The organism is Kordiimonas aestuarii, from assembly GCF_025574465.1.
In the GTDB taxonomy this organism is placed as follows: Bacteria; Pseudomonadota; Alphaproteobacteria; order Sphingomonadales; family Kordiimonadaceae; genus Kordiimonas; species Kordiimonas aestuarii.
Window position 1 is genome coordinate 75921 of the sequence record NZ_JAOBPP010000013.1, and the last position, 24185, is coordinate 100105.

The 24185-nt window shown below is 57.0% G+C and carries 18 protein-coding genes; 14 read left to right on the forward strand and 4 right to left on the reverse strand.

The features are described 5' to 3' along the window. Positions 1-541: 541 nt before the first annotated feature. From OEU85_RS03190 to OEU85_RS03220, 7 genes are all read left to right on the forward strand, one after another. Positions 542-3283, forward strand: coding sequence for a TonB-dependent receptor (locus OEU85_RS03190; protein ID WP_262689993.1), 2742 nt, complete (start codon positions 542-544; stop codon positions 3281-3283). 102 nt (positions 3284-3385) lie between these two features. Beyond that, positions 3386-4684 carry a glycoside hydrolase family 27 protein gene (locus OEU85_RS03195; RefSeq protein WP_262689994.1) on the forward strand — a complete coding sequence of 433 codons (1299 nt, stop codon included), beginning with the start codon at positions 3386-3388 and terminating at the stop codon, positions 4682-4684. A 15-nt stretch (positions 4685-4699) separates the two neighbouring features. Then, positions 4700-5608 carry a DMT family transporter gene (locus OEU85_RS03200; RefSeq protein ID WP_262689995.1) on the forward strand — a complete coding sequence of 303 codons (909 nt, stop codon included), beginning with the start codon at positions 4700-4702 and terminating at the stop codon, positions 5606-5608. Beyond that, entirely contained in the window at positions 5605-6954 is a 1350-nt protein-coding gene (locus tag OEU85_RS03205) for a Gfo/Idh/MocA family protein (protein ID WP_262689996.1), read from the forward strand. Before OEU85_RS03200 ends, OEU85_RS03205 begins: the two co-directional genes overlap by 4 nt. A gap of 2 nt (positions 6955-6956) precedes the next feature. Then, on the forward strand, positions 6957-8249 hold the full coding sequence (locus tag OEU85_RS03210; protein ID WP_262689997.1) for a D-tagatose-bisphosphate aldolase, class II, non-catalytic subunit: 1293 nt from the start codon (positions 6957-6959) through the stop codon (positions 8247-8249). Then, entirely contained in the window at positions 8249-9439 is a 1191-nt protein-coding gene (locus OEU85_RS03215; protein ID WP_394805380.1) for a sugar isomerase, read from the forward strand. Before OEU85_RS03210 ends, OEU85_RS03215 begins: the two co-directional genes overlap by 1 nt. Before the next feature lie 6 nt (positions 9440-9445). Then, positions 9446-10432: an N-acetylglucosamine kinase gene (locus OEU85_RS03220; protein WP_394805376.1), complete on the forward strand. Its 987-nt coding sequence runs from the start codon at positions 9446-9448 to the stop codon at positions 10430-10432. Between the two features lies 1 nt (position 10433). On the opposite strand, the gene agaR is transcribed toward OEU85_RS03220, so the two are convergent. Continuing rightward, positions 10434-11240 (reverse strand): transcriptional repressor AgaR, encoded by an 807-nt coding sequence (gene agaR / locus OEU85_RS03225; protein WP_394805381.1) that lies wholly within the window; start codon positions 11238-11240, stop codon positions 10434-10436. Positions 11241-12337: 1097 nt separating this feature from the next. Then, entirely contained in the window at positions 12338-13450 is a 1113-nt protein-coding gene (locus OEU85_RS03230) for a hypothetical protein (RefSeq protein WP_262690001.1), read from the reverse strand. Between the two features lie 384 nt (positions 13451-13834). Here OEU85_RS03230 and OEU85_RS03235 point away from each other — a divergent pair, with 384 nt between their 5' ends. The 7 genes from OEU85_RS03235 (at position 13835) to hydA (ending at position 22066) form a co-directional block, all read left to right on the forward strand. Next, the gene (locus OEU85_RS03235; RefSeq protein WP_262690002.1) at positions 13835-14137 is read left to right on the forward strand and encodes a hypothetical protein; all 303 of its coding nucleotides are present in this window, start codon (positions 13835-13837) and stop codon (positions 14135-14137) included. Beyond that, positions 14121-15488 carry a tetratricopeptide repeat protein gene (locus OEU85_RS03240; RefSeq protein WP_262690003.1) on the forward strand — a complete coding sequence of 456 codons (1368 nt, stop codon included), beginning with the start codon at positions 14121-14123 and terminating at the stop codon, positions 15486-15488. Before OEU85_RS03235 ends, OEU85_RS03240 begins: the two co-directional genes overlap by 17 nt. Before the next feature lie 159 nt (positions 15489-15647). Beyond that, the gene (locus OEU85_RS03245; protein ID WP_262690004.1) at positions 15648-16991 is read left to right on the forward strand and encodes an NAD(P)-dependent oxidoreductase; all 1344 of its coding nucleotides are present in this window, start codon (positions 15648-15650) and stop codon (positions 16989-16991) included. A gap of 8 nt (positions 16992-16999) precedes the next feature. Next, complete coding sequence (gene preA, locus OEU85_RS03250; RefSeq protein WP_262690005.1) at positions 17000-18274, forward strand: NAD-dependent dihydropyrimidine dehydrogenase subunit PreA; 1275 nt, start codon at positions 17000-17002, stop codon at positions 18272-18274. A 27-nt stretch (positions 18275-18301) separates the two neighbouring features. After that, complete coding sequence (locus OEU85_RS03255) at positions 18302-19186, forward strand: nitrilase-related carbon-nitrogen hydrolase (RefSeq protein ID WP_262690006.1); 885 nt, start codon at positions 18302-18304, stop codon at positions 19184-19186. Between the two features lie 56 nt (positions 19187-19242). After that, the gene (locus tag OEU85_RS03260; protein ID WP_262690007.1) at positions 19243-20682 is read left to right on the forward strand and encodes an NCS1 family nucleobase:cation symporter-1; all 1440 of its coding nucleotides are present in this window, start codon (positions 19243-19245) and stop codon (positions 20680-20682) included. Between the two features lies 1 nt (position 20683). After that, positions 20684-22066, forward strand: coding sequence for a dihydropyrimidinase (gene hydA / locus OEU85_RS03265; protein WP_262690008.1), 1383 nt, complete (start codon positions 20684-20686; stop codon positions 22064-22066). Between the two features lie 126 nt (positions 22067-22192). Here the strand turns inward: hydA and OEU85_RS03270 are convergent, their stop codons facing one another. Together OEU85_RS03270 and glsA are read right to left on the reverse strand one after the other, a co-directional pair. Then, positions 22193-22465 (reverse strand): hypothetical protein, encoded by a 273-nt coding sequence (locus tag OEU85_RS03270; protein ID WP_262690009.1) that lies wholly within the window; start codon positions 22463-22465, stop codon positions 22193-22195. Between the two features lie 31 nt (positions 22466-22496). Next, the gene (gene glsA, locus OEU85_RS03275; protein WP_262690010.1) at positions 22497-24140 is read right to left on the reverse strand and encodes a glutaminase A; all 1644 of its coding nucleotides are present in this window, start codon (positions 24138-24140) and stop codon (positions 22497-22499) included. Positions 24141-24185: the final 45 nt, after the last annotated feature.

The following is a 24185-nucleotide window of genomic DNA, read 5'->3' on the forward strand; positions in this document are numbered from 1 at the left end:
AGACGGTGTCCAGCTTTTTCTGAGAACTGTCATTGATGTCCGTTCTCAATGTTATTGAGACAGTTCTCAAAATAGTGAGATTTTCCAGCTCTAGATAGTATGAGTGCACGATAAAGCGTCATGGCGACGGCGTAATGGGCTTGGATACCGTAGAACAGCACGCGCGATCCCACTTCGTTCGAAGTGGTATTTTAGCAGGTTGCCTAGGTATTGATGCTATCTTCAAGTTTGAGGCGTGGCTGTGGGAGAAGGGCTATGGGCGTCATCAGGAACGATATTCCGCCTCATGCCATGTAGCGATTCTCAGAGGGCTTCTTTTTGAGATGCTTGCGGACGCCCGGTCCAAAAGCTTCAATCGCATCCTCTTATATTTCATTTTATATCATTTTGAGACTTCATAATATTTCGTTGTGAATATATTTGCATCTCAAGAAGGTTTCATTATCGTTTGTTTCGGGAGGAGGCGCCACCTGTCCGTGTGATGCAAGCACGGCGTCATTTGGCCCTTCAAATGATAAAACACCGGAAACAGGTGGGGAAAATGGTAAGAAAATTCTCTGATCTGGCCTCGCGCACCGCACTTTGTGGCGTCCTCGGGCTCAGCTTTTTCAGTCAAAACATTCTCGCGCAGGATACGGGTGACAGCCCGGAGGACATGCAGCTCGAGGAAATTGTCGTCACCGGCAAACGCGCGAGCCTTGAACGTTCGCTTGCGACCAAGCGCGACGCGAAGCAGGTGCTGGATTCCATCTCGGCCGAGGAACTGGGCAAGTTTCCCGATGCCAACGTCGCTGACTCACTGCAGCATATCACCGGCATCACCATTTCGCGTGCCCATGGCGGCGAAGGGCAATATGTCACTGTGCGCGGCCTGCCGCCGCAATACAGCATCGTCACCCTCAATAATCGCGTGCTGGCAACGGATGACGATGGCCGCGATTTCGCCTTTGATGTGCTGCCGTCCGAAGTGATCTCGGGCGCAGACGTACTGAAATCCGCTTCCGCGAGCGCGCTTGAGGGCAGTATCGGCGGGTCCGTCAACCTGCGGTCCGCCCGCCCGCTGGACCGTCCGGGCTTCAACGCCACTGTGCGCGGGGAGGCGGACTATAACACCCTGTCGGAAGACCTGGGGTACAAGTTCTCCGGCGTGGTGAGCCAGACCTTCTCCGACGATACGGTCGGCGTGCTGTTCGGGTTTACCTATTCCGACAAGACCACCCGTTCCGACGGCCTTGGCGAAATGCACTTCAACCAGGACTGGCCGTCCGCAGGTGATGTGGGTGCGGAAGCTGCGCTTGGTGACGCCGATGTGCTCACCTCGCCCTGCTGCTATTCTATTGGCACATGGATCGAACAGAAGAAGCGCTGGGCAGTTTCGGGCGCGCTGCAGTTCCGCCCGAACGACAGGTTCGAGATGACCTTTGACGGCTTGTTCACCCGGCTTGACTCACCTGCAGTGGGCTACACCGAAGCTTTCTACGTAGAATACTATGACGAAAGCGATGCGGGCGAATATGGCAACTGGAGCGATCTTGTCATCGATAACGGCCTTGTCACCGGCATGACCGTACACGGTCTGGTGCCCGAGCAGGTAACGCGCAACGAACACCGTGTGGTTGATACCTATCAGGTGGGCTGGAACGGCAAATATGACGTGTCGGACAGTTTCCGTGTCACAGGTGACCTTTATTATTCGAATGCCAAACGCCTCTCGGGCGGCAAGGACAGTTGGGTTGTGGCGGGCGCGGCGGGCGACCATACCGGTTATTTCAGCCTGAACCCGAACGGCCTGCCCAGCATCATCATGGAGCTTGGAGACGGGCGCACGCTTGCCGACCTCGGCAACGACGACTACGGTGTTCACTGGGCGGAGCTGGGCGGCACAGATGTGCATGACGAGGTTTACGGCTCTACCCTAGACCTTGAGTTCACTCCGAATATGGATGTGGTTTCCGCCATCAAGATTGGCGGCGCCTATACAAAGCGGAACAAACGCCGCGATACGGTCGACAATCTCGAGAACGCCTGTAACTACTGTGACTACCCGTTCACTTTCGGTGACGTCGGCGTTGATGTGGTGCGCCCGATGCCGATCGATAATTTCATGTCCGGGGTGGACGGTGATTTCCCGCGCACTTTCGTCGTGTTCGATATCGATGCCTACTGGGAAGCGCTGCGCGCATCCGACGGGCAAACCATCAACGGTGTAACCTATCCCGAAAACTATTCAGACCTGATGACGCCGGTTCGCAATGCCGTGAAATCCTACGCGGTTGCTGAGGAAACATGGGCCGGGTACGCGCAGGTGGATTTCGAAGGTGACAACTGGTTTGCCAATATCGGAGGCCGCCTTGTACACACCAAGACCAGCGTCGATTACGCGGTGAACGAGATCACCAGTATCGTGTTTCAGGACAGCGGTGGGGCCACCAGCCACTATGAGGTGACCTATAGTGAGGCGGTGCCCCAGTCCGACAGCGGCAGCTACACCAAGTTCCTGCCCAGCCTGAATGCGGGCTATTGGCTGCGGGATGATCTGATCCTGCGCTTCGCGGCCGCGAAAACCATGGCGCGGCCGTCCCTCAACCAGCTCGCACCCACCCGGGAAGACTATGCCTATGATGGCGACTTCTCGATGTATGTCGACGGCAATGTGGACCTGCAGCCGATCACCGCCAAACAGATGGACGTGGCGCTTGAATGGTATCTCAAGGAAGGCTCGGCGCTGACGGCAGCGGTGTTCTGGAAGGATATCGACGGTTTTGTCACCTCGCAGGCGACCTATGACGTGCCGATCGCGGGTCAGGATTTCTATGTCGAGCAGCCGGTCAACGGGCAGAGCGCCAAGGTGACGGGTTTCGAGGTCGGCCTGCAGTATTTCTTTGAGAACGGTTTCGGCGTGGTTGCGAACTATACCTATACCGACACCAAGGCGAAGATTGACGGCGTGGAAGAGGGGCTTGAAGGTGTCTCCAAGCATGCCTACTCGCTCGCCGGCATCTATGCGAACGACAAGTTCGAAGCCATGGTATCGGCTGACTATAGCGGCAAGACCATTGTCTCCCTCTACAGTCCGATCGAGGGTGTGCCGTCAACCGGCGAGGCTGTAACCTGGGTCTCCGCGTCCTTCAACTATCACCTGACGGATGACATCGACGTCTATGTGAAGGGCAACAACCTGACAAACGCGCAGGAACGGGCCTACCTTGGCGACCCGCGCCTCGTCTCCGGGTTCGAGAGCTGGGGCCGCAGTTTCTTCCTTGGCGCGAGCTATAATTTCTGAGGATCGCATGAGGCGGGGTCTCCCACTCTCCCCGTCGTTTCCTCAACCACAGGGCCGGCACTTCGGTGCCGGTCCACGTGATGAAAGACCTGTTGGAGCAGCATGATGACCTTACTGAAAACCGTTCGCCTCACCGGCATGGCAGCCTTGGCGGCGCTTGCACTCGGAAGTGGAGTGCACGCGACAGAACCCGCCTCGCCTGAGAAGATAACGAACTTCGAAGCGCTGAACATGAGCAATGGACTGGCGAAAACGCCGCCGATGGGCTGGAGCAGCTGGAACGGTTTTGGTGTCGCCATCAATGAGAAACTCGTTATCGAGACCATCGACGCCATGGTCGAAAACGGCATGCGCGACGCGGGGTATGTCTATGTAAATCTTGATGACGGCTGGCAGCGTTATGAGGGCAGCCGCGAGGATCACCCGCTGGAATATGACCCCGAGAAATTCCCGCGGGGCATCAAATATCTGGCGGATTATGCGCACGAGCGCGGCATGAAGCTTGGCATCTATTCCGGCCCTGGGAAGGACACCTGCGCGGGCTATACCGGCAGCGCGGGCCATGAGGCCGAAGACGCAGCCATGTTCGCGAGCTGGGGCATCGATCACCTGAAATATGACGCCTGCTGCTCCCACGTGAATGAAAGCGCGGAAGTCGTGCGGCGGGATTTCCTCACAATGTCCAAGGCGCTGATCGCGGAGAAGCAGGATGTGGTCTACCATACCTGTCACTGCGGCTGGACCAATGTCTGGGAATGGGCGGGCGACATCGGCGCCAACCACTGGCGCATTGGGCAGGATATCTCGGACGATTTCGATTATCCCGAAAACCGGGAGCAATATTATTTTGACGTGCTCGACATGATCGACCGCGGCGTGGAGCTTGGCCGTTATGCCAAGCCCGGCCAGTGGAACGATTTTGACATGTTGATCGTCGGCCTTGACGGCAAGAGCAAGACGCTTGTGGGCGCAGGTGCCTCGAACATTGAATACCGCACCCACTTTTCCATGTGGGCGATGCTGGCCTCGCCGCTTCTTGTCGGCTCGGACATTCGCGACCTTGACCGCTACACGCTGGAGACGCTGACCAACAAGGAAGTGATCGCCATCAGCCAGGACGCGCTTGGCCTGCAGGCGGAGAAAGTGCGCGACGACGGCGACCATGAGATTTACGCCAAGGAACTGTCGGACGGCAGCTGGGCAGTCGCGCTTCTCAACCGCAACGGCACGACGGTAGACATGACGGTGAGCTGGAAACGCGACCTTGGCCTGCAGTGGGAGAGAGCGACCGTGCGTGACCTCTGGGACCATGAGGACAAGGGCACCTACGACATCCCCTATACGGTCGAGGTCATAGGGCATGAGGCCAAAATCCTGCGTCTCAGCAAACCGGCGAACTAGGGCGGGAAGAGAAACATGACCTCCAAACCCTGGCTTGTCTACGCCCTTGTCACCGTGATCTTCTGGGGCCTGTGGGGCGCTTTCACCGGTATCTCGTCCGAGCATGGCTTCCCTGAAACCCTGGTTTACTGCGTCTGGGCGGTGACGATGGTGCCGCCCGCGCTGTGGGCGCTTGCACGCATCAAATGGCAATTGCAATATGACGCAAAGTCGATTTTCTACGGTTGCATCATCGGCTTTCTCGGCGCCGGCGGGCAGATGGTGCTGTTCCACGCGGTGCAGACCGGTCCGGCCTATCTCATCTTCCCGGTGATTTCGCTCTCGCCTGTAGTCACAATTGTATTGTCCTTCTTCTTTCTCAAGGAACGCACGACGGCGCTGGGCTTTGTCGGCATCCTGCTCGCACTCATTGCGCTGCCGCTTTTCGACTATAGCGGCACGGAAGGCGTGGCGGACTATGGCACAAGCTGGTACTTGCTCGCGCTCATCGTGCTGGGGGCATGGGGTGTTCAGGCCTTTTTCATGAAGCTTTCGAACGAGAGCATGCATGCCGAAAGTATCTTTTTCTACATGATGGCGACGGGCCTTGCGCTTATCCCCGTCGCGCTTGCGATGACCGATTTCAGCCAGCCGATCAACTGGGGTTTCGGCCTTGGCGGGCCTTATTTTGCCGCGCTCATCCAGATCCTGAATTCCATTGGCGCGCTCTGCCTCGTTTATGCCTTCCGGTTCGGCAAGGCCATGGTGGTTTCTCCCATGACCAATGCCGGTGCCCCGCTCACGACCGCGATCATCTCGCTCGCGCTTCTTGGTGTGGTGCCGGGCGGCTACCGCCTGGCGGGTATTGTGCTCGCGCTTGTGGCCGCAGGCCTTCTGGCGGCGGAGCCCGAGGAAGCCCATCCGTTGCAAGGCGAAAACGAATGACGCACGCGGGACCAAATCGCAGGCAGTTCCTCGCTGGTGCCGGTGCTGTGGGCACGACCCTTGTGGCGGCGCGCGGGGTAACGGCTGCGCAAAGGACGAACGCCGGGCCGCTCCGGGCCAATGCGCTCGACGAAGTGCGCTTTGGCCTGATCGGGGTCGGTGAGCGCGGGTTTGATCACGTGCGAAGCCTCATCATGCTTGACGGCGTACGCATCGTCGCGCTCGCGGACCTGTATGACGACGTGCTTGAAAAATCGGCGTCGGAGGTGGAAAGCACGCGTGGCTACCGCCCCGATCTCATCAACGGGGACGAGCACGCCTACCGCCGCCTGCTCGACCGTGACGATATCGACGCCGTGATCATCTCAACCCCGTGGTCATGGCATGTGCCGATGGCGGTGGAGACGATGAAAAGCGGCAAACACGCCTTTGTCGAAGTGCCCGCCGCGCAAACCGTTGAAGGTTGCTGGGCGCTTGTAGATACAAGCGAAGCCACCGGCAAACACTGCATGATGCTGGAAAACTGCTGCTACGGCAGGTCCGAGCTGATGGTGCTGAATATGGTGCGCCGCGGCCTTTTGGGGGAGCTGACCCACGGCGAAGGCGCCTATATCCATGAACTGCGCTTCCAGATGAAGGATATGGACCGCCACACCGGGTCATGGCGTACGCCGTGGCACACAAGGCGTGACGGCAACCTGTACCCGACCCACGGTCTGGGCTCCGTCGCGCAATATATGAACATCAACCGGGGTGACCGGTTTGACTATCTGACATCCGTCAGTTCCCCGGCCCTTGGCCGCGCGGCCTATGCGGCGGAGATTTTTCCCGCCGGCCACCCACGGCGGCAGGCGCACTTTATCGCGGGAGACATGAACACCACCCTGATCAAGACGGTGATGGGCCGCAGCATCATGGTGCAGCACGACACCACAACCACGCGGCCCTACAGCCGGTTGAACCTCATCCAGGGCACAAAGGGCGCCTTCGCGAGCTTCCCCGACCGTATCGCGCTTGCTGGCGCGGAGGATGAGCATGCCGATTGGGACACCGACATGGCGCCTTGGCAGGCACGCTTTGATCACCCGCTCTGGACGGGAACGGCGGACCTCGCCGCACAACACGGGGGGCACGGCGGTATGGACCTCGTGATGATGTGGCGCATTGTCGCCTGCCTGCGCGCAGGTGAGGCACTTGACCAGAGCGTCTATGACGCTGCCGCATGGTCGGCCATCGGCCCCTTGTCGGCGGAGAGTGTGGCCAACCGCAGCAACAGTGTCGACATCCCGGATTTTACCCGCGGTGGCTGGGAAACAGCAAAGCCGCTTGACGTTGTAGGAGTATGAGTATGCAGGTGATGCAGGATATCGTATCCGCGCACAAAGGCGGCAGCCCGGTCGGCATCTATTCCGTCTGTTCGGCGCACCCGCTGGTGATCGAGGCGTCCCTGAGGCACGGCGAGGCCACGGACAGCATCGTGCTGATTGAAGCCACATCCAATCAGGTCAATCAGGACGGCGGTTATACCGGCATGCGCCCGGCCGATTTTGTCGCGCGGGTATATGCCATTGCCGACAAGGTCGGGTTTGACCACAAGGACATTCTTTTTGGCGGGGACCACCTGGGCCCCAACTGCTGGCAGCATCTGGATGCGGATGAGGCCATGGACAGGTCCGACGTGCTGATCGATGCCTATGTGCGTGCAGGCTTCAGGAAAATCCACCTGGATTGTTCCATGTCCTGCGCGGGCGACCCGGTGCCGCTGACAGACGAGATTGTCGCGTCCCGTGCCGTGCGCCTGTGCAAGGTTGCGGAAGCCGCGTGGAAGGGCGTGGGCGGCGAACCGCCGGTCTATATCATCGGCACCGAAGTGCCGGTGCCGGGCGGCGCGACCGAAGACCTGGACAGCCTTGCCGTCACCTCGCCCGAAGCGGCGGAAGCCACCATCTATGCCCACAAGCGCGCGTTCGAGGGCGCAGGGCTTGCCTATGTCTGGCCGCGCGTGGTGGGGCTTGTGGTCCAGCCGGGGGTGGAGTTCGACCATCACAAGGTGGTGGATTATGTGCCCGGTGAGGCCAAAGCACTCAGCCGATTTATCGAACAGTTCCCCACGATGGTGTTCGAGGCGCATTCAACCGATTACCAGAACCCCTCCGCGTTGGCGGCACTGGTACGCGATCATTTTGCCATACTCAAGGTTGGTCCGGCGCTCACCTACGCGCTCCGGCAGGCGCTTCTGGCGCTTGATATGATCGAGCAGGCACTGGTGGCGCCCGGGGATGCGGCGAACGTGCGCCAGACTGTCCTTGATGCCATGAAAGGAAACCCCGCCCACTGGCAGAAATATTACGCTGCCGAGGGGCCGCAACAGCGCCTCGATCTTGAATATTCCTACAGCGACCGCATCCGCTACTACTGGGCCCAGCCCAAGGTGGAGGAAGCTGTGGCCAAACTGGTGGCGAGCCTGAATGCCTCACCACCCCCCCTGACGATGATCAGCCAGTATATGCCCGAAGAATACCGCGCGGTGCGGGAAGGGCGGATCGGCAATACAGCCGAAGAGTTGATCATCCACCGGATTGAAACCGTACTTTCAATGTATTCCGCCGCCAGTCAGGCCGAAGCGATGGACCCCGCATGATGTATTTGAATATTCCCGAAGATGTCCTTGAAAGCCAGAACGCCGTCTGGACCGCCCGCGAGATTTCACAGCAGCCCGAGACCTGGCAGGAAACCGCACACTTGCTCGCGAAAGTCCGGCCCGCTCTTGACGGTTTTCTCAAACCCCTTCTTGACGATCCCCGGCTGAGGATCATCCTCACAGGCGCCGGAACATCCGCTTTCATCGGGGAATGCCTTGAGCCTGTGCTGGCGTCGCGGCTGGGGCGCCGTGTGGATGCGATCGCTACGACTGACCTCGTTTCCGGGCCGGGAGACTATTTCCAGGCCGATATACCGACGCTTCTGGTGTCCTTCGGCCGGTCGGGCAGCAGCCCCGAAAGCATGGCTGCTGTTTCCCTTGCCGACGAATGCGTCGAGAGAACCTACCATCTGGTGGTGACATGCAATACGTCGGGCGAGCTCTATACCTTGTGCCAGAAGCGGGCCAACTGCTTTGCCATCGCATTGCCTGAGCGCACCCATGACCGCAGCTTTGCCATGACCTCCAGTTTTTCTTGCATGATGCTGGCGGCACTCGGCACCTTCCTGCCACAGTTTACGACAGAGGCGAACATTGCAGCGCTGGCTACTGCCGGCAGCGCCGTGCTCGAGCATTTCGGCGGCGAGCTGCAGAAGATTGCCGACATCAACTTTGAACGTGTGGTCTATCTGGGCAGCAAGGGCTTGAAGGGTCTTGCACGGGAAGCATCGCTCAAGCTGCTCGAACTCACGGACGGCAAAACGGTCACCACCTTCGATAGCCCGCTTGGCTTCCGGCACGGCCCCAAAACCATCATCAACCGGGAGACACTGGTGATAATGTTTGTCTCGAACGATCCCTATACCCGGCAGTATGATCTCGATCTTCTTGACGAATTGCGGGCGGATGGTGAAGTTGGCCGGGTGATCGCGATCGTGGCGCAGGCATGCCCTCGTGTAATGGCAGGCGATTATATGCTGGTGGAAGGGTTGCCGGACGCAAATGATACGTTGCTTTTATTCCCCTACATTCTGTTTGCACAGGTTTACGCCTTTTATCATGCGCTTTGCCTGGGAAATGCACCCGACAGCCCCAGCGCCTCGGGTACCGTGAACCGGGTGGTCAAGGGCGTGACAATCCACGACCATAGCGGTAAGGCCAAGGGACGGGCAGTCTCGGAAGTCGGATAAGGGAACATGCGCGTGTTTATCGGAGTTGATGGCGGCGGAACCAAAACGGCCTTTGCGCTTGTGAGCGCGGAGGGGCATCTGCTTGCCCGGCATGTCGGCCCGACATGTTCCTATCTGAGCGCCGGCTATGACGGGGCGAAGGCGGTGCTGGAACAGGGTGTGAAGGCCCTGTTGGCTCGTTCTCACATCCCGCTGGCAGACGTTGAGTTCGCCTTTTTCGGCTTGCCGGCTTATGGCGAGGACAGCGAGACATCGCCGCTTCTGGACGCGCTGCCAATCGACCTCTTTCCTCTCGGCAACTACCGCTGCGACAATGACATGATCAATGCCTGGGCAGGATCACTTTCCTGCCGGGACGGTATCAATATCATTGCAGGCACCGGCTCCATAGCCTATGGCGAAAATGCCGGGAAATCGGTGCGGTGTGGCGGCTGGGGCGAACTGTTTGGTGACGAAGGCTCTGCCTACTGGATCGGCCGGGCTGGTCTTGCGCGTTTCTCGAAGATGAGTGACGGACGCTGTCCGCGCACGCCGCTTTACGATATCTTTCGCCGCCATTTTGCTGTGCGGGATGATCTTGATATCTCCGGCATCGTCCTTGGCGACTGGCGTGGGGAGCGGAACCGGATTGCGGCCCTTAGCCAGCTTGTCGCAACGGCGGCCCGGGCGGAAGACGGTTACGCACTCGGTATCTTTGCTGACGCGGCGACCGAACTGGCCTCAATTGTTGACAGCACAAGGCGGTCGCTGGAATTTACGGAAGAAGAGACCGTTCCGGTGTCGTATTCGGGTGGTGTGTTTGAGGCCGGCGATCTCATCAAGCAGCCATTCCGCAGGGCATTGAGGGCACGGTATGCGCATTATGAGCTGGTGGAGCCGCGCTTTGCACCTGCTGTCGGCGCGGCCATCTACGCGGCGAAGCTTGCCGGGGCTCCGCTTTCTGCGGAAGCGTTAGGCGCTCTTTCCGCAGATACACTCGCCATCGCCAGCTAGCTTATTCCACCGGATTCGTGGTGATCACCTCGACGCCCATGTCACGCAAGCGGTGGGCAAAATCCGCGGGGATATTGGAGTCCGTGATAAGCCGGGTGATGGCGACGGGGTCCGCAATCTTGTGAAGGCATACGCGGCCGAATTTCGAGCTGTCGGTCACCACAATCACCTCGTTTGCGGCCTGGCACATCATTCGGTTGAGCGAGGCCTCGGGCTCATAATGCGTGGTGATGCCCTTGTCGATATCGAAGCCATCCACGCCGAGGAAGAGCTTGTCGATCAGCAGGTTCTTCATCGCATATTCGGCCTGTGTGCCATAGAAGGCCATATTCTTGCGCCTCAGGCTGCCACCCAGCATGATGAGTTGCAGCTTTTCGCAGCGCGTCAGTTCCGACATGATGCCGAAATCGTTGGTGACGGCGACAATTTCCATGTCGTCGTCGATACTCGCGGCAATCTTGTGCGTGGTGGTGCCGGAATCAAGAATGATACTGTCCCCGGGGGAGATATAGCTGGCGGCCAGTTTGCCGATCATGCTTTTCTCATCCGTATGACGCTGCTGCTTTAACTCCAGCGCGGCTTCGCTTCGGGGGCCGTGGCTGTCGTTCAGCAGCGCACCGCCATAGGAACGGGTTGCGATGCCCCGCTTGGCCAGAAACTCGAGATCCTTGCGGATGGTCTGCGTCGACACCGAAAAAATATCCGCCAGTGTCAGTACCTGTACGCTGCCTTGCCGGCGCAGCATATCGATTATTCGTTCGCGTCTGCTGCTGGTGTCCCGCACTGCCTGCAATTCCCGTAAAGCCAGATATCCTACTGCCAGTTATGGCGTGGGGCTTGAAGGTATAACCTCTGTTTGGGGATGTAAATTCAATACTCGAAGACCGCACAGACCTCAGTTCAGTTTTAGAGCATTGTTGCGGGATAGCTTTTTGGATAGACCTTGGGGAATTTTGGGCGTTTGAAACGAGATGTTTAGCTGCTTCGATACGCTCAAGCTACGCTGGGGTGTTTATAAGGTATTGAAATATAAGGGGGTATGGTGCTGGTGCCAGGTATGTTCGCGGTGCTTTCAAGCGATATACAGAGGATGTGTCGCCCGCGAAGCGTGGAGAGCGCTGGGAGACAATTCGCCTGACCTCACTGTCGAAGGACCCGCTTAGCAAGGTCAAGATGCCCGAGCTTACCATGCGATACTTGGCAGAATTTCGGGACTAGAGGCTGAAAACGGCCAGCGGTTCGATGGTGAACCGGGAACGGATCCTTATATCTGCTGTGCTGGCCACCGAGCTATTTCAGTGTTCGATAGAGGTCGATCCCCTCAGTAGAAAGTTTGCTTGCGGCTTCTGTGTTTTCGGAAAGGTCCGTCAAGTTGTGGTTGATGTCACTAACCGCTCCTGATGCTGTCTGCATGTTGGAAGATATCTTCTGAGTCACAGCGGATTGCTCTTCGATGGCCCCCGCAATATCCTTCTCACGTTTCTCCAAGGCAGTCTCGTGTAGGGGCAATATGAATTTCCAACTAATTCTGAGAACCATTGCAAATTTCCAGATATTTGTGAGAAAACGTCCACCTATTTCTGAGAATAGCATAAGGGAAATGGCGGAAATGCAGGTGGCCGTGTCCAGCTATTTCTGAGAACCCTCATTGAGAGTTCTCAGAAAAACCCGGAAGATTCGCAGAAATACCTGGGTTTTCTGAGATGCCACTTTCCAAAATCCGAAAAGTTGTTTTTTACAGTGTTGGGCGGGCCACATGCCTGCCGACCCATCATCGCTCGATCCTCCCGCTTCTGACAGAAACAAGTGAATCAGAGCCTCAAACAGCATTCAACAAGAGTTTTTCAACGAAATAGGTCATTGTCGGTCAGGATGCGGATATTGAGGGGAATACCAAGGCACCGTTCAGGCTGTTTCCCGCACAGGTTCCCTTTGGTTGAGGCTCTGGTATATTTCGGGCAAGGGATACAGAAAGATCCTGCCGAGCACCTCCAGCATGTCGAGCCATCGTTCAAAGGCGGTCGGCGAGGTCAGATATTGGGCTTCCGGCACAAATTTGCTCGACCAGCCCCCACTGTAGAGCCGGCATTCCGAGCAATCGATGTCAGGCGTACAGCATTTTGGCGTTATACTTTCAAGCTGGGCGTTGTGATAGCGCAAGGGGCGGCGTATACGCGACGCGCAATTGGTGGCAACGCCTTCTTCATCAAGTTGATACAGTGGACCGGGCTTGCAAATCCAGTCGGCATAAGCTTCCGAAAACAAAACTGTGTCGGCGAAATTATCGAGAGACCAATAAAAGCTGTCCTTCAGCCTTTTCAGGCCATCATCATCAAAAACCGGCGCGCCCCGGCTGGCGGCAACCCGGTAAAAACGGTTGTCAGGTGCCTGATGCGCCTGAATTTTTTCCATATAGGTCTGCGTCGGCGAGAAAATGCTGAACGTAAGCGGGATGCCATGGTCCCTGCACATTTTAAGTACCTCTGGCACAGTGTGCAGGTTCCAGGGAGACAGGGTGAACAGCATGATGGCGCGTGGATCGCCTTCATAGTTGCGCAGCGCTTTTTTTAACACCGACCCGCCCCGCAACTGGGTGTCGGTTTCCTTGTCACCCCATACAGATACCCCGATCCGGAACGGAATGTCCTTGTCGATCGGTATTGTGCCGTTGGTGCCGATCTTGCCGTAAGGAATTCGCCCAGCGGCGGCCCGAAGTCGGTCTTGCTCCAGCGCGGGCTCCGCCCCGACAAAATAAGCCATGGAGACATTCCGCAGCTGCTCAGCTTCAAAAAACGCCTGCCAGGATTCGATTTTCTGTTCATCCTGTCGGGCGTTTCTATCCTTGTTCTCAAAATAATAACAACCTTCGCACCACAGGTTGCACCGTTGGCTCATTTCATAAAAGGCAGGTACCCTGAAAGCCCTCACTACCTGTTTGGCAAGGTCATGGCGGACAGCCAAATCGGGACGGGCGTCAAGAATCCGGCGAATAGCTTCCAAGGTTTCACGGTAGTTCACGAAAGTATACTTTCCCAAATGGCTGCTTTTAACCGGTGAACAGCGCCCCCCAATATCTTGGTCAAAAGCTTTAAAAAGTCAAAGCGGCGCAATTAGATAAGATTATCATACAAGTAGGCATAAATTCTGTGGCAGATCAAGCTATGTGCAGATGGAACAGCCAGTTATCAGCACCATGCCTGCCTGTCAGGGTCGTGGGGTCCGGACGTAAGGTATCGCCAGGCATAAGCGCGCCTCAGATTCAGGCTTTCCGGCCTGCCGATGACCAGGCGTTCCAGTTTCAACAGGTAAGCGACAGTCCATCCTTTAAGACAATCCGCGTCGCAGGACGAATTAATCGATAAGGTGATGTGCGCGACCTCAAGAACAGCGGTGCCGTGGGTCATGGCGGCTGACCATTTGCCTTGTGCGGTGGTCCTATCGGGGATTCTCGTGCCCGGCGCGAAGGGTGATGGCTATTATATGGTAGGCACCATGAAAATACCGGGAATGTTGATTGAAAGATCAAGAGAGCTAAACACGCTGGCAAAAATGACAAATCAGCCCGGCAATCAACCGTTTATTATTATCCTGTTGAAATATCGGTCCTTGCTGAAATTAGTTTTTGAAAACGAGCAGGGTGCCTTAGGGTGGGCTAAATTGAGGACCGACAATTTGAGAGATTGTTACCATGATAGCCCAAGCTGATCAGGTTGGACGTGCAAACCAGCGTGCCCGCGCGGCCGCAGGTCAGCGTGACTGGGTTACTGCTGCCGAAATGTGGGCGCTTTGGCGGCAAGAAAACCCGGCGGATGCTGAAGGGTATCTGGGGGGCATGGCCGCACTGCGTGGCCAAATGGATTCCGGGATGGAAAAAGAGGCATGTGCAAAAGCGTTCCGGTCTTTTGCCTTGGCTGTCACAGGTGTGTCAGTTGAAGACCATATCCGAATGGGCGACTTTGCACGCCATCTGAAGGATTGGAACACGGCAGCCCGCATATATGCCGCTGTGAGGGCAAAATGGCCGGGCAGGCCCGAGCCGTATATCGCCGAGGCGCGCTGTCTGGAGAAACTGGGCCAATATGATCAGGCTTTTTATGTGCTTAGCTTGAAATTACGAACTGGCGATCCGGCCTTCCGGGACAAGGCGCGTGGCCTTCTTGCCGAATGTTTCAGGCAAATCGGACAAAACAGGTATAGGCACATGGTAGACGGCGTCGCACATGACCCGGCACGATATAGCGGCGCCAAGGTCGTGCTGCTTATGTATGCCGATGGTGAGCCTTATAGGAGCACAGCGCGGAAGCTGAAGGACTCGTTCCTCAAGCTTTGCCGGTTTGATTGCGAGGTCAGGATACTGGATCAGGTGGCAATACAGAAGCGCCCCTGGTTCGCTGAGCTGGAGCGCTGCAAAAATAATCCTGAACAAATTGGAAGCCGGGGCGGGTTCTATAATGCATGGAAGGCCTATATCGTGAGAGATACCCTGAGGGACGTCTCCGAGGGTGATATGGTTTATTATGTCGATGCTTCGCGCCACTTTCTTCTCGGCTTTTACGAGGACATCAATTCGCTGTTCCGGCTGCAACACGATCATGATGAAACCCTGTTCGCAGGCGCGTTCAATGCGCGGCTCTCGCATGGTATCGGATGGATGGGGGACCGGCCCGAACTATATGACGCGCTCGGGCTAGCGCAAGAGTATGATACCTACATGGCCTATCCTGCGCGGCTCAATTCATCTTTCCTGCTCAAGAAAAATGCTGCCACGATGGCCTTTGCTGAAGAATGGGCCTTGCATGCGGTTTACGAAACCATATCGCTTCATCATACCGCCGATCAGGCTATTTTTTCGGCGCTGGCTTATAAATACGGATTTTACGGCTACAATATTCAGGCGGATTCCGTGGCACAGTTTTTGGAAGATTCGCCCCATGTGTGGGCGAAAGACCCAAATGTCGTGCATCGCATGGTCAATTCCTGTGTACCCTATTATGAGCTGTTTCGCGACCCGCGTCGCCCTGAGTTTTGGCCGGGCAATCTGGCGATATGTGTCTGACGTGCAGCGGGGGATGTTGACGGCGCTGTGATAACGACACTGGGCTTTGGTCACTGGCCGACTATGCAATGGCATCGGATCGCAAGCACGCTACCTATTCTTGACTAAACAGTCAGGAATAGGTAGCGTGCTATCGGGAGTGATCATGTGGGGGTACTTATGACGCATAAGCTATGCGCTGCCGCTGAGGGTGTGGTCCTGACGGATGACGAGATTGCAGCCAATTTTGGCGACCTGCACAAACCCCTGAATGCGATTCAGGCTATGGCTGCTGCCGACCACTGCATCTATTGTTATGATGCGCCGTGCATTACGGCATGCCCCACCTCCATCGATATCCCCACATTCATTCATCAGATACGCACAAAAAATGTGGACGGTGCCGCGCGCACAATCCTGAGCGAAAACATCATGGGCGGCACCTGTGCCCGCGCGTGCCCCACCGAAGTGCTGTGCGAACAGGCCTGCGTGCGCAACCATGGTGGCGAAGAACCGGTCGAAATAGGCCTGCTGCAACGCTTTGCGATAGACCACTTGATGGCCAAGGGGGGCAAGCACCCGTTTGAACGCGCGTCCGCCACGGGCAAACGCATTGCTGTGGTTGGTGCGGGGCCTGCCGGGCTTTCCTGCGCGCACCGTACCGCCATGCTTGGGCATTCAGTAACAATATTCGAGGCCAAACCCAAGGCGGGCGGATTGAATGAATATGGCTTGGCCGCCTATAAGATGATTGATGACTTTGCCCAGCGTGAGGTCGACTTCCTTATGGGAATTGGCGGGATTGAGATTAACTATGCCCACCCGCTGGGCGGCAACCTCTCCCTGAGGGAGCTGCGCGACACCTTTGATGCAGTTTTCCTTGGCGTCGGGCTTGGTAATACCAACAGGCTTGGGCTTGACGGCGAGGACAAACATGGCGTCCTCGACGCCATCGACTTCATCGAAGAACTGCGCCAAAAGCGCAAGAAGGCCGACATGACGGTCGGCCAGGATGTCGTTGTCATTGGCGGCGGTAATACGGCGATTGACGCGGCGGTGCAGGCGCGCGCGCTGGGTGCGGCCCATGTCACCCTTGTCTACCGACGCGGCGAAGATGCCATGGGCGCTACAAAGTTTGAAATTGATCTGGCGCGCACCAACGGCGTGGTGGTGGAGCCTTGGGCCAAGCCGACGGCCATTCTTGGTGGCAAGGCGGTCACCGGTATGGTGTTTGAGCGCACGGCACGGGATGCCAAATCTGGCAAATTGTTCGGGACGGGGGACACCTTTGAGGTGAAAGCCGACATGGTGTTGAAAGCCATTGGCCAGAAACTGGATGCGACCGCGCTTGACGGGCTTGACCTTGCCGCAGGCAAGATTTCGGTTCTTGATGGCTTTGTGACGAATATATCCGGCGTTTTTGCTGGTGGTGACTGTGTAAAATCTGGTGAGGACTTGACGGTACAGGCGGTGGAAGACGGCAAGCAAGCTGCTCACGCCATCGACGCCTATTTAAAAAGCTAGGAGCGGACATGGCTGATCTCGGATGTACGATTGCCGGAATTGAGAGCATTAATCCCTTCTGGCTGGCCTCAGCCCCACCGACAGATAAATATTATAACGTGGTGCGCGCGTTTGAAGCAGGCTGGGGCGGTGTGGTCTGGAAAACACTGGGCGAAGACCCGCCTGTCGTGAATGTCGCCAGTCGATACGGTGTGCACCATGATGCGGGCCGCGGCGTTATAGGCATCAATAATATCGAATTGATCTCCGATCGTCCGCTTGAGGTAAACCTGCGCGAGATTGGACGTACCCGCAAGGAATGGCCCGATCGGGTGATCATCGGTTCCATGATGGCGCCCATTGACGAACAGGCTTGGAAAGAGCTGGCAATCAAGATCGCAAATTCAGGCGTGCATGGTATAGAACTGAACCTCGGTTGCCCGCACGGCATGTGCGAGCGTGGCATGGGCTCTGCCATCGGGCAGGTGCCCGACATGGTGGAACAGACCACGCGCTGGGTGCGTGAAGCGGTGGACCTGCCGGTTTTCACCAAGCTGACGCCCAACATCACCAACATCCTGTGGGCGGCTGAAGCGGCGAAAAAAGGCGGGGCGCATGCGGTCTCGCTTATCAACACCGTAAACTCGATTGTCTCTGTCGACCTTGACGCAATGGCACCAACACCTGTTGTGGGCGGCAAGGGAACGCACGGCGGCTATTGTGGGGCGGCGGTCAAGCCCATCGCGCTTAATATGGTCGCTGAGATCGCACGGTCGCCTGACACCCGGGGCCTTGATATTTCAGCCATCGGCGGTATCGAGAACTGGCGCGATGCTGCGGAGTTTATCTCACTTGGCGCCAACGCGCTTCAGGTGTGCACGGCGGCCATGCTCTATGGCTTCCGCATTGTCGATGACATGATCGCGGGCCTGTCTGCCTTCATGGACGAAAAAGGCTATCGCAATATTGAAGAATTCCGAGGGCTGGCGACCAGAAACACGGTTGACTGGAATGCGTTGGATATGAACTTCGACACCAAGGCCTTCATCAACCCGGACAAGTGCATCGAATGCGGGCGCTGCCATATCGCGTGCGAGGATACGAGCCATCAGGCGATTGAATATCACGTTGCCGCCGACGGCAAGCGCAGTTTCACGGTGGTGGATGAAGACTGCGTGGGCTGTAACCTGTGCGCCATGATCTGTCCGGTGCCGGATTGTATCGAGATGCGGCCCGTTGATAACGGCAAACCCTATGTTTCCTGGCCCGAACACCCGCTCAACCCAATGAAAGCGGCACAATAAAGCCATAAAGCCTCAGGAGGACGATACATGACAATGAATTCACCGGCCACGCTCAGGGGCGGCTTGATCCAGATGGCTCTCAAGGCCTCAACCGACAATGACCCCGAGACGATCCGCAAGGCGATGATTGACGCACACATCCCGCTCATAGAAGAAGCCGGAGAGAAGGGTGTGCAGGTTCTGTGTTTTCAGGAGGTTTTCACCCAGCCGTATTTCTGCCCAAGCCAGGATGCCAAGTGGTATGAAAGCGCCGAGCCTATCCCGGGCGGCCCTACGACAAAGCTGATGCAGGAATACGCTAAACGCTATAAAATGGTCATCGTGGTGCCGATCTACGAACGGGATGATGTGACGGGCATCTATTACAACACCGCGGCGGTCATTGACGCTGACGGCAGTTATCTGGGCAAATACCGCAAGACCCATATCCCGCAGGTGGCAGGTTTTTGGGAAAAGTTTTTCTTCAAGCCTGGCTCATCGGGCTGGCCGGTGTTTGAAACCCGGTATTGCAAGCTTGGGGTTTACATATGTTACGACCGTCACTTCCCCGAAGGATGGCGTGCGCTGGCGCTAAATGGGGCCGAGTATATTGTGAACCCGTCGGCGACTGTAGCGGGCCTGTCGGAATATCTCTGGAAGCTGGAACAACCGGCCTCCGCCGCTGCAAATGGATGCTGGATCGGGGCGATCAACCGTGTCGGCCACGAAGGGCCATGGGATATTGGAGAGTTTTACGGCCAGAGCTATTTTGTCAATCCGCGCGGGCAGATTGAAAAATGTGCCAGCCGGAACGAGGATGAACTGATCATCCATGATATGGATATGAGCATGGTTCAGGAAGTGCGAAATGGTTGGCAATTTTTCCGCGACAGGCGGCCAAGCACTTATGGGCGGCTGACAGACGGAGAATGATTTGAGGGCCCCGACCTTGGGGAAGGCCAGGGCTTTTGTTTTATCGGAGGGGGAATATGAGCAAGTTCGACGCAGACCTGTGGAACGAAGATCTCGCGCCCATAGCTGACAGCGCCCGCACATGGGACTGGAAAGCCTTTGCCGCCCTCTGGGTGGCGATGGTGGTTTGTGTGCCCACCTATATGCTGGCAGGTGGGCTTGTCTCCGAGGGCATGTCCTGGTGGCAGGCGGTGCTTACTGTGCTCTTGGGCAATGCCATAGTGCTTGTTCCCATGATTCTGATCGGGCACGCAGGTGCCAAACATGGGGTGCCGTTCCCGGTGCTGTTGCGCTCCGCCTTCGGGACCAAGGGTGCGCGCATCCCGGCCATGGCCCGTGGCCTTGTAGCCTGCGGCTGGTTCGGCATCAATACATGGGTTGGAGGTTCCGCGATCTATGTGATTGTCAATGCGCTGACAGCGAATGGCATTGCAGGCGATGCGCTGCCCTTCCTCGGCATCAGTATAGGGCAGTTCCTGTGCTTCATCGCCTTTTGGGCCATGCACCTCTATTTCATCAAAAACGGTACGGAAGCGATCCGCTGGCTGGAGACATATGCCGCGCCTTTTCTGCTGGCGATGGGGCTTGCACTGCTTGGCTGGGCATATGTCAATGCAGGTGGTTTTGGTGAGATGCTTTCCACACCGTCCCAGTTTGTTGAAGGTGGTGCCAAGGAAGGGCTTTTCCTGCCCACCTTTATCGCGGGGCTTACCGCTATGGTCGGCTTCTGGGCGACCATGGCGCTCAATATCCCTGATTTCACCCGTTTCGCAAAATCGCAGCGGGATCAGATTATCGGCCAGGCCCTTGGCCTGCCGCTACCGATGGCGCTCTTTGCATTCATCAGCGTCGCCGTGACATCAGCCACGGTGACGGTATACGGCGAAGCGATATGGGATCCGGTTGTGCTGGCGGGCCGTATGGGCGGCTTTGGCGTGGTTGTCGCGTTGGCTGCACTGGTAATCGCCACTTTGACGACCAATCTGGCCGCCAATGTGGTGGCACCGGCTTATGGCTTCTCCAACCTCAGCCCGTCCAAAATCAGCTTTACCATGGGGGGCTATATTACCGCCGGTATTGGCATTGCCATCTTCCCGTGGCAACTGCTGGAAACCGCGGGCGGCTACCTGTTTGTCTGGCTGGTTGGCTATTCGGCGCTTCTCGGGCCCATTGCGGGTATCCTGATCGCCGATTATTTCCTGATCCGTAAATGCAGCCTCGACAAAGACGCGCTGTTTACCCATGAGGGAGGCTATGGCCCCTGGAACAATGCGGGATTGACCGCTCTTGTGATCGGTGTGTTGCCCAACTTGCCAGGCTTTCTGCATGCGGCGGCCATCATTGACGCGGTGCCAGCCGTCTTCGATGCCATCTATAGCTATGCCTGGTTTGTGGGGCTTTTTGTGGCCGGCGGGCTTTATCTCATCGTGGCGAAAAAAAACCTAGTGGGGATGTGACATGACACTCGTGATCCGTGGTGGAACCATAATTAACGCCGACGCCAGCAGGCGCGCCGACATATTGGTTGAGGATGGCACCATCAGGGCCGTGGGTGATGATCTGGAGGCGCCTGCGGGTGCGGAGGTGATTGACGCAGGCGGGCAATATGTCATGCCGGGCGGCATTGATCCGCACACTCATATGCAATTACCGTTCATGGGCACCGTGGCAAGTGAGGATTTTTATACCGGCACTGCGGCAGGGCTTGCCGGCGGCACCACGATGATCATCGATTTTGTTATCCCAAGCCCCGATCAGGCGTTGATGGAAGCATACCAGACCTGGCGCGGTTGGGCTGAGAAGGCCTGCGCGGACTACAGCTTCCATGTGGCAGTTACATGGTGGGGAGACGGTGTTGCCGACGACATGGGTACGCTTGTGCGGGAAGAGGGCATCAATAGCTTCAAGCATTTCATGGCCTACAAGGGCGCGATCATGGCTGAGGACGAGGTGCTGTATAACAGCTTCTGCCGTGCGCGGGAGCTGGGCGCTATCGTCACCGCACACGCGGAGAATGGTGAGCTTGTTTACCAGTTGCAGAAAAAGCTGCTGGCGGAAGGCCGTACAGGCCCTGACGCGCATCCTCTGTCGCGCCCGCCCGCCGCAGAAGGTGAAGCAGCCAACCGCGCCGCACGCCTTGCCGAGGTGATCGGCGTGCCGCTCTATCTGGTGCATGTGTCCACCGAGGATGCGCTGGATGAAATTGTGCGTGCGCGCCTCGCGGGCCAGCGAGTTTACGGTGAAGCGTTGGCGGGGCATTTGCTCATTGATGACAGTGTTTATAAAAACCCTGATTTTGACGCAGCCGCGGCGCATGTGATGTCGCCACCTTTCCGGGCCAAGCTGCATCAGGACGCGCTGTGGAAGGGCTTGCAGTCCGGCAATTTGCAAACAACAGCGACGGACCATTGTTGTTTCTGTGCCGACCAGAAAGCCATGGGCAAGGATGACTTCACCAGAATTCCCAATGGCACAGCCGGCATCGAAGACCGTCTCGCGGTGCTGTGGACACATGGCGTGAACACGGGGAGGCTGACGAAGGAGGAATTTGTCGCGGTGACCAGCGCTAACGCCGCCAAAATCTTTAACATCTACCCGCGCAAGGGCCGTATCGCGGTGGGGGCGGATGCAGATATCGTGGTGTGGGACCCGGCGGCCAGCAAAACCATATCTGCCAAAACGCACCACCAGAATGTGGACTACAATATTTTTGAAGGCATGCAAGTGACTGGATTGGCATCCCACACCATCAGTCAGGGCAAGCTAAGGTATGCAAACGGTGACCTGCGTACCCACAAGGGTGATGGCCGTTATATCAAACGCCCCGCGTTTAAAAGCTGATGTGAGTCCCCGGTCGAAAAAAAGAGGCTGCCTGGGGAAGGCAGCCTCAAGGGGCAGCATGTCAGGGAAATACGCACCACCCTTCGGAGGTCGTAAGGGGACATCCCTGACGGGGTGTTATCTGATTTAACCGCGGGAAGGCTGCGTCTCGTCGTCTTTACTCAGCTGAATTTGGGCATTCACGCAGGATACGCTGCGTTTGAACGGTGGACGTAGTGAAATTGTTGCGTTGTAGTCCGGGCCCAGTGTGCAGGCAGACACATTTTCACCAGCATTCACAGTCTGCTGGTTAGTTGGTTCCGCCCACGCCGGATATTTGTATGGTTTTGCGTGGGCTGCGGTGGCAAGAAATACGGCTGTCATGGCCGCAAGAGCATTCATGGCTTTCATGTTCGACATTGTTTTGGTCCTGAAAATTGAGAAGGTTTTATCAAGCGGCTGCTGACTTTTTTAACCGCTGCTCGATCTCACTATGGTTGTGTCGGTTTGCGTCTTCCACCGGGGTGGCTCCCCAACGGTCTTTTGCTTGCGGGTTTGCACCACGGGCAAGCAGGTAGGCGACCGCCAGTTCCCGTCCTTCTGCGGCTGCAAGATGGAGAGGGGAACGGCCGTCATAGTCTGCCGCGTTGATATCGGCACCATGGGCAACAAGCCGGGTAATTTCGGCGAGGTCGCCAAGGCTGGCGGCATGGATAAGCTGGTAGGTAAGGTCGCTGCGGTATAGTTCCTGCGACCGGATCGGATCTTTCTTGGCCTCGCCTTCGGAAAGGCCGTCATAGTTGTGGAAGCTATAGCGCTCCACCAGCTTACGGCAAAATTCAATGCCCCGCACGCTGTTGCCAAGCTTGTCCAGGCGTGGTGACCAGATGGCAAAGCCCATCCGGTTCGGCACCACCACCATCAGGGCGCCCGACACGCCGGACTTGGCGGGTAGGCCGATGGTAAAGGCAAATTCGCCGGAGAAATCATACATGCCGCATGAATACATCAGCGACAGGCAATGTTTGACGGTCTCGCTTGAAAATACGCGCTCGTTCGTCAGAGGGTTCACCCCTGCGTTGGCAAGCGTGGCCGCGGCGATGGACATGCGTTCTGCGGTGGTTTCGATCGAGCAGGACTGGAAGTAGAAATCCAGCGTTTGCAGGAGGTCCGTGTGCGCCGGAAACGCCTTCTTTTCCTGCATGAAATAGGCAAGCGCGAAATTGCGGTCTGCTGTCGCTTTTTCTGAAAGATAAACCGGGTTGTTGTAGCCCGGAGCCGCACCACCAGAAAGTGCTGTCCATGTCTTGATGACATGATCGAAGCGGTCAGAAAGCGGCAGGTCGGGATGGATCAGAGAACACGACATGATCGCGCCTGCGTTGATCATGGGATTATGCGGCAGGCCCCGGTCATTTAGCGCGAGTTCATTAAAGCTGCGACCGCTCGGTTCCCGCCCGACGTGCGCGTGTACCTTTTCCTCGCCGTTTAGAGTCAACGCCATGGCATAGTTGATGGGCTTGCAGGTGGATTGCACACAAAATGGCACATCCTTGTCACCGAATGAGGCTCGCTGGCCATCGATAGTGCACACCCCCATGCCAAACTGATCGGGTGCTACTCTTGCGAGCTGCGGAATATAATCGGCTACCGCGCCGTCGCGTATTTCCCGGCAGTCTTCAAACATGGTGCTCATTTCATCGCAGAATTCGTTGAAGCGAGGCACAATGAATTGGTCCTTGGCGATACGGTTAAGGAACCCGATGTCATGGCCAAAGAGCTTTGTAAAGGACTCCAGATCGATCGCTTCATGGGAGCGTTTGAGCGCTTCCAGCGTGTCCTTTACGCGCGGATCGTCGGTGTGGATACCCTTGCTGTTGAATGCCGCCAAAAGGCCATCGCGAGGGATGAAGCCGTCTCGCGACCGATCAAGCGCACGAAAGATCTTGGTTATCTCTTCTGCAGCGGTTGACGACAGAAAAGGTGCTGTCGCATCATTTGCTGCATTCGCCTTGACATGAGGCGACCGCTTTTTCTGGTTCGCGGTGCGTTTTGGCGCAGTCTTCTTTGCTGTGTTTTTTACCGAGGAAGCCATGATCTGTCCTTCGTGCGAGAGTTTTCATGCAGGACGGCCATATGC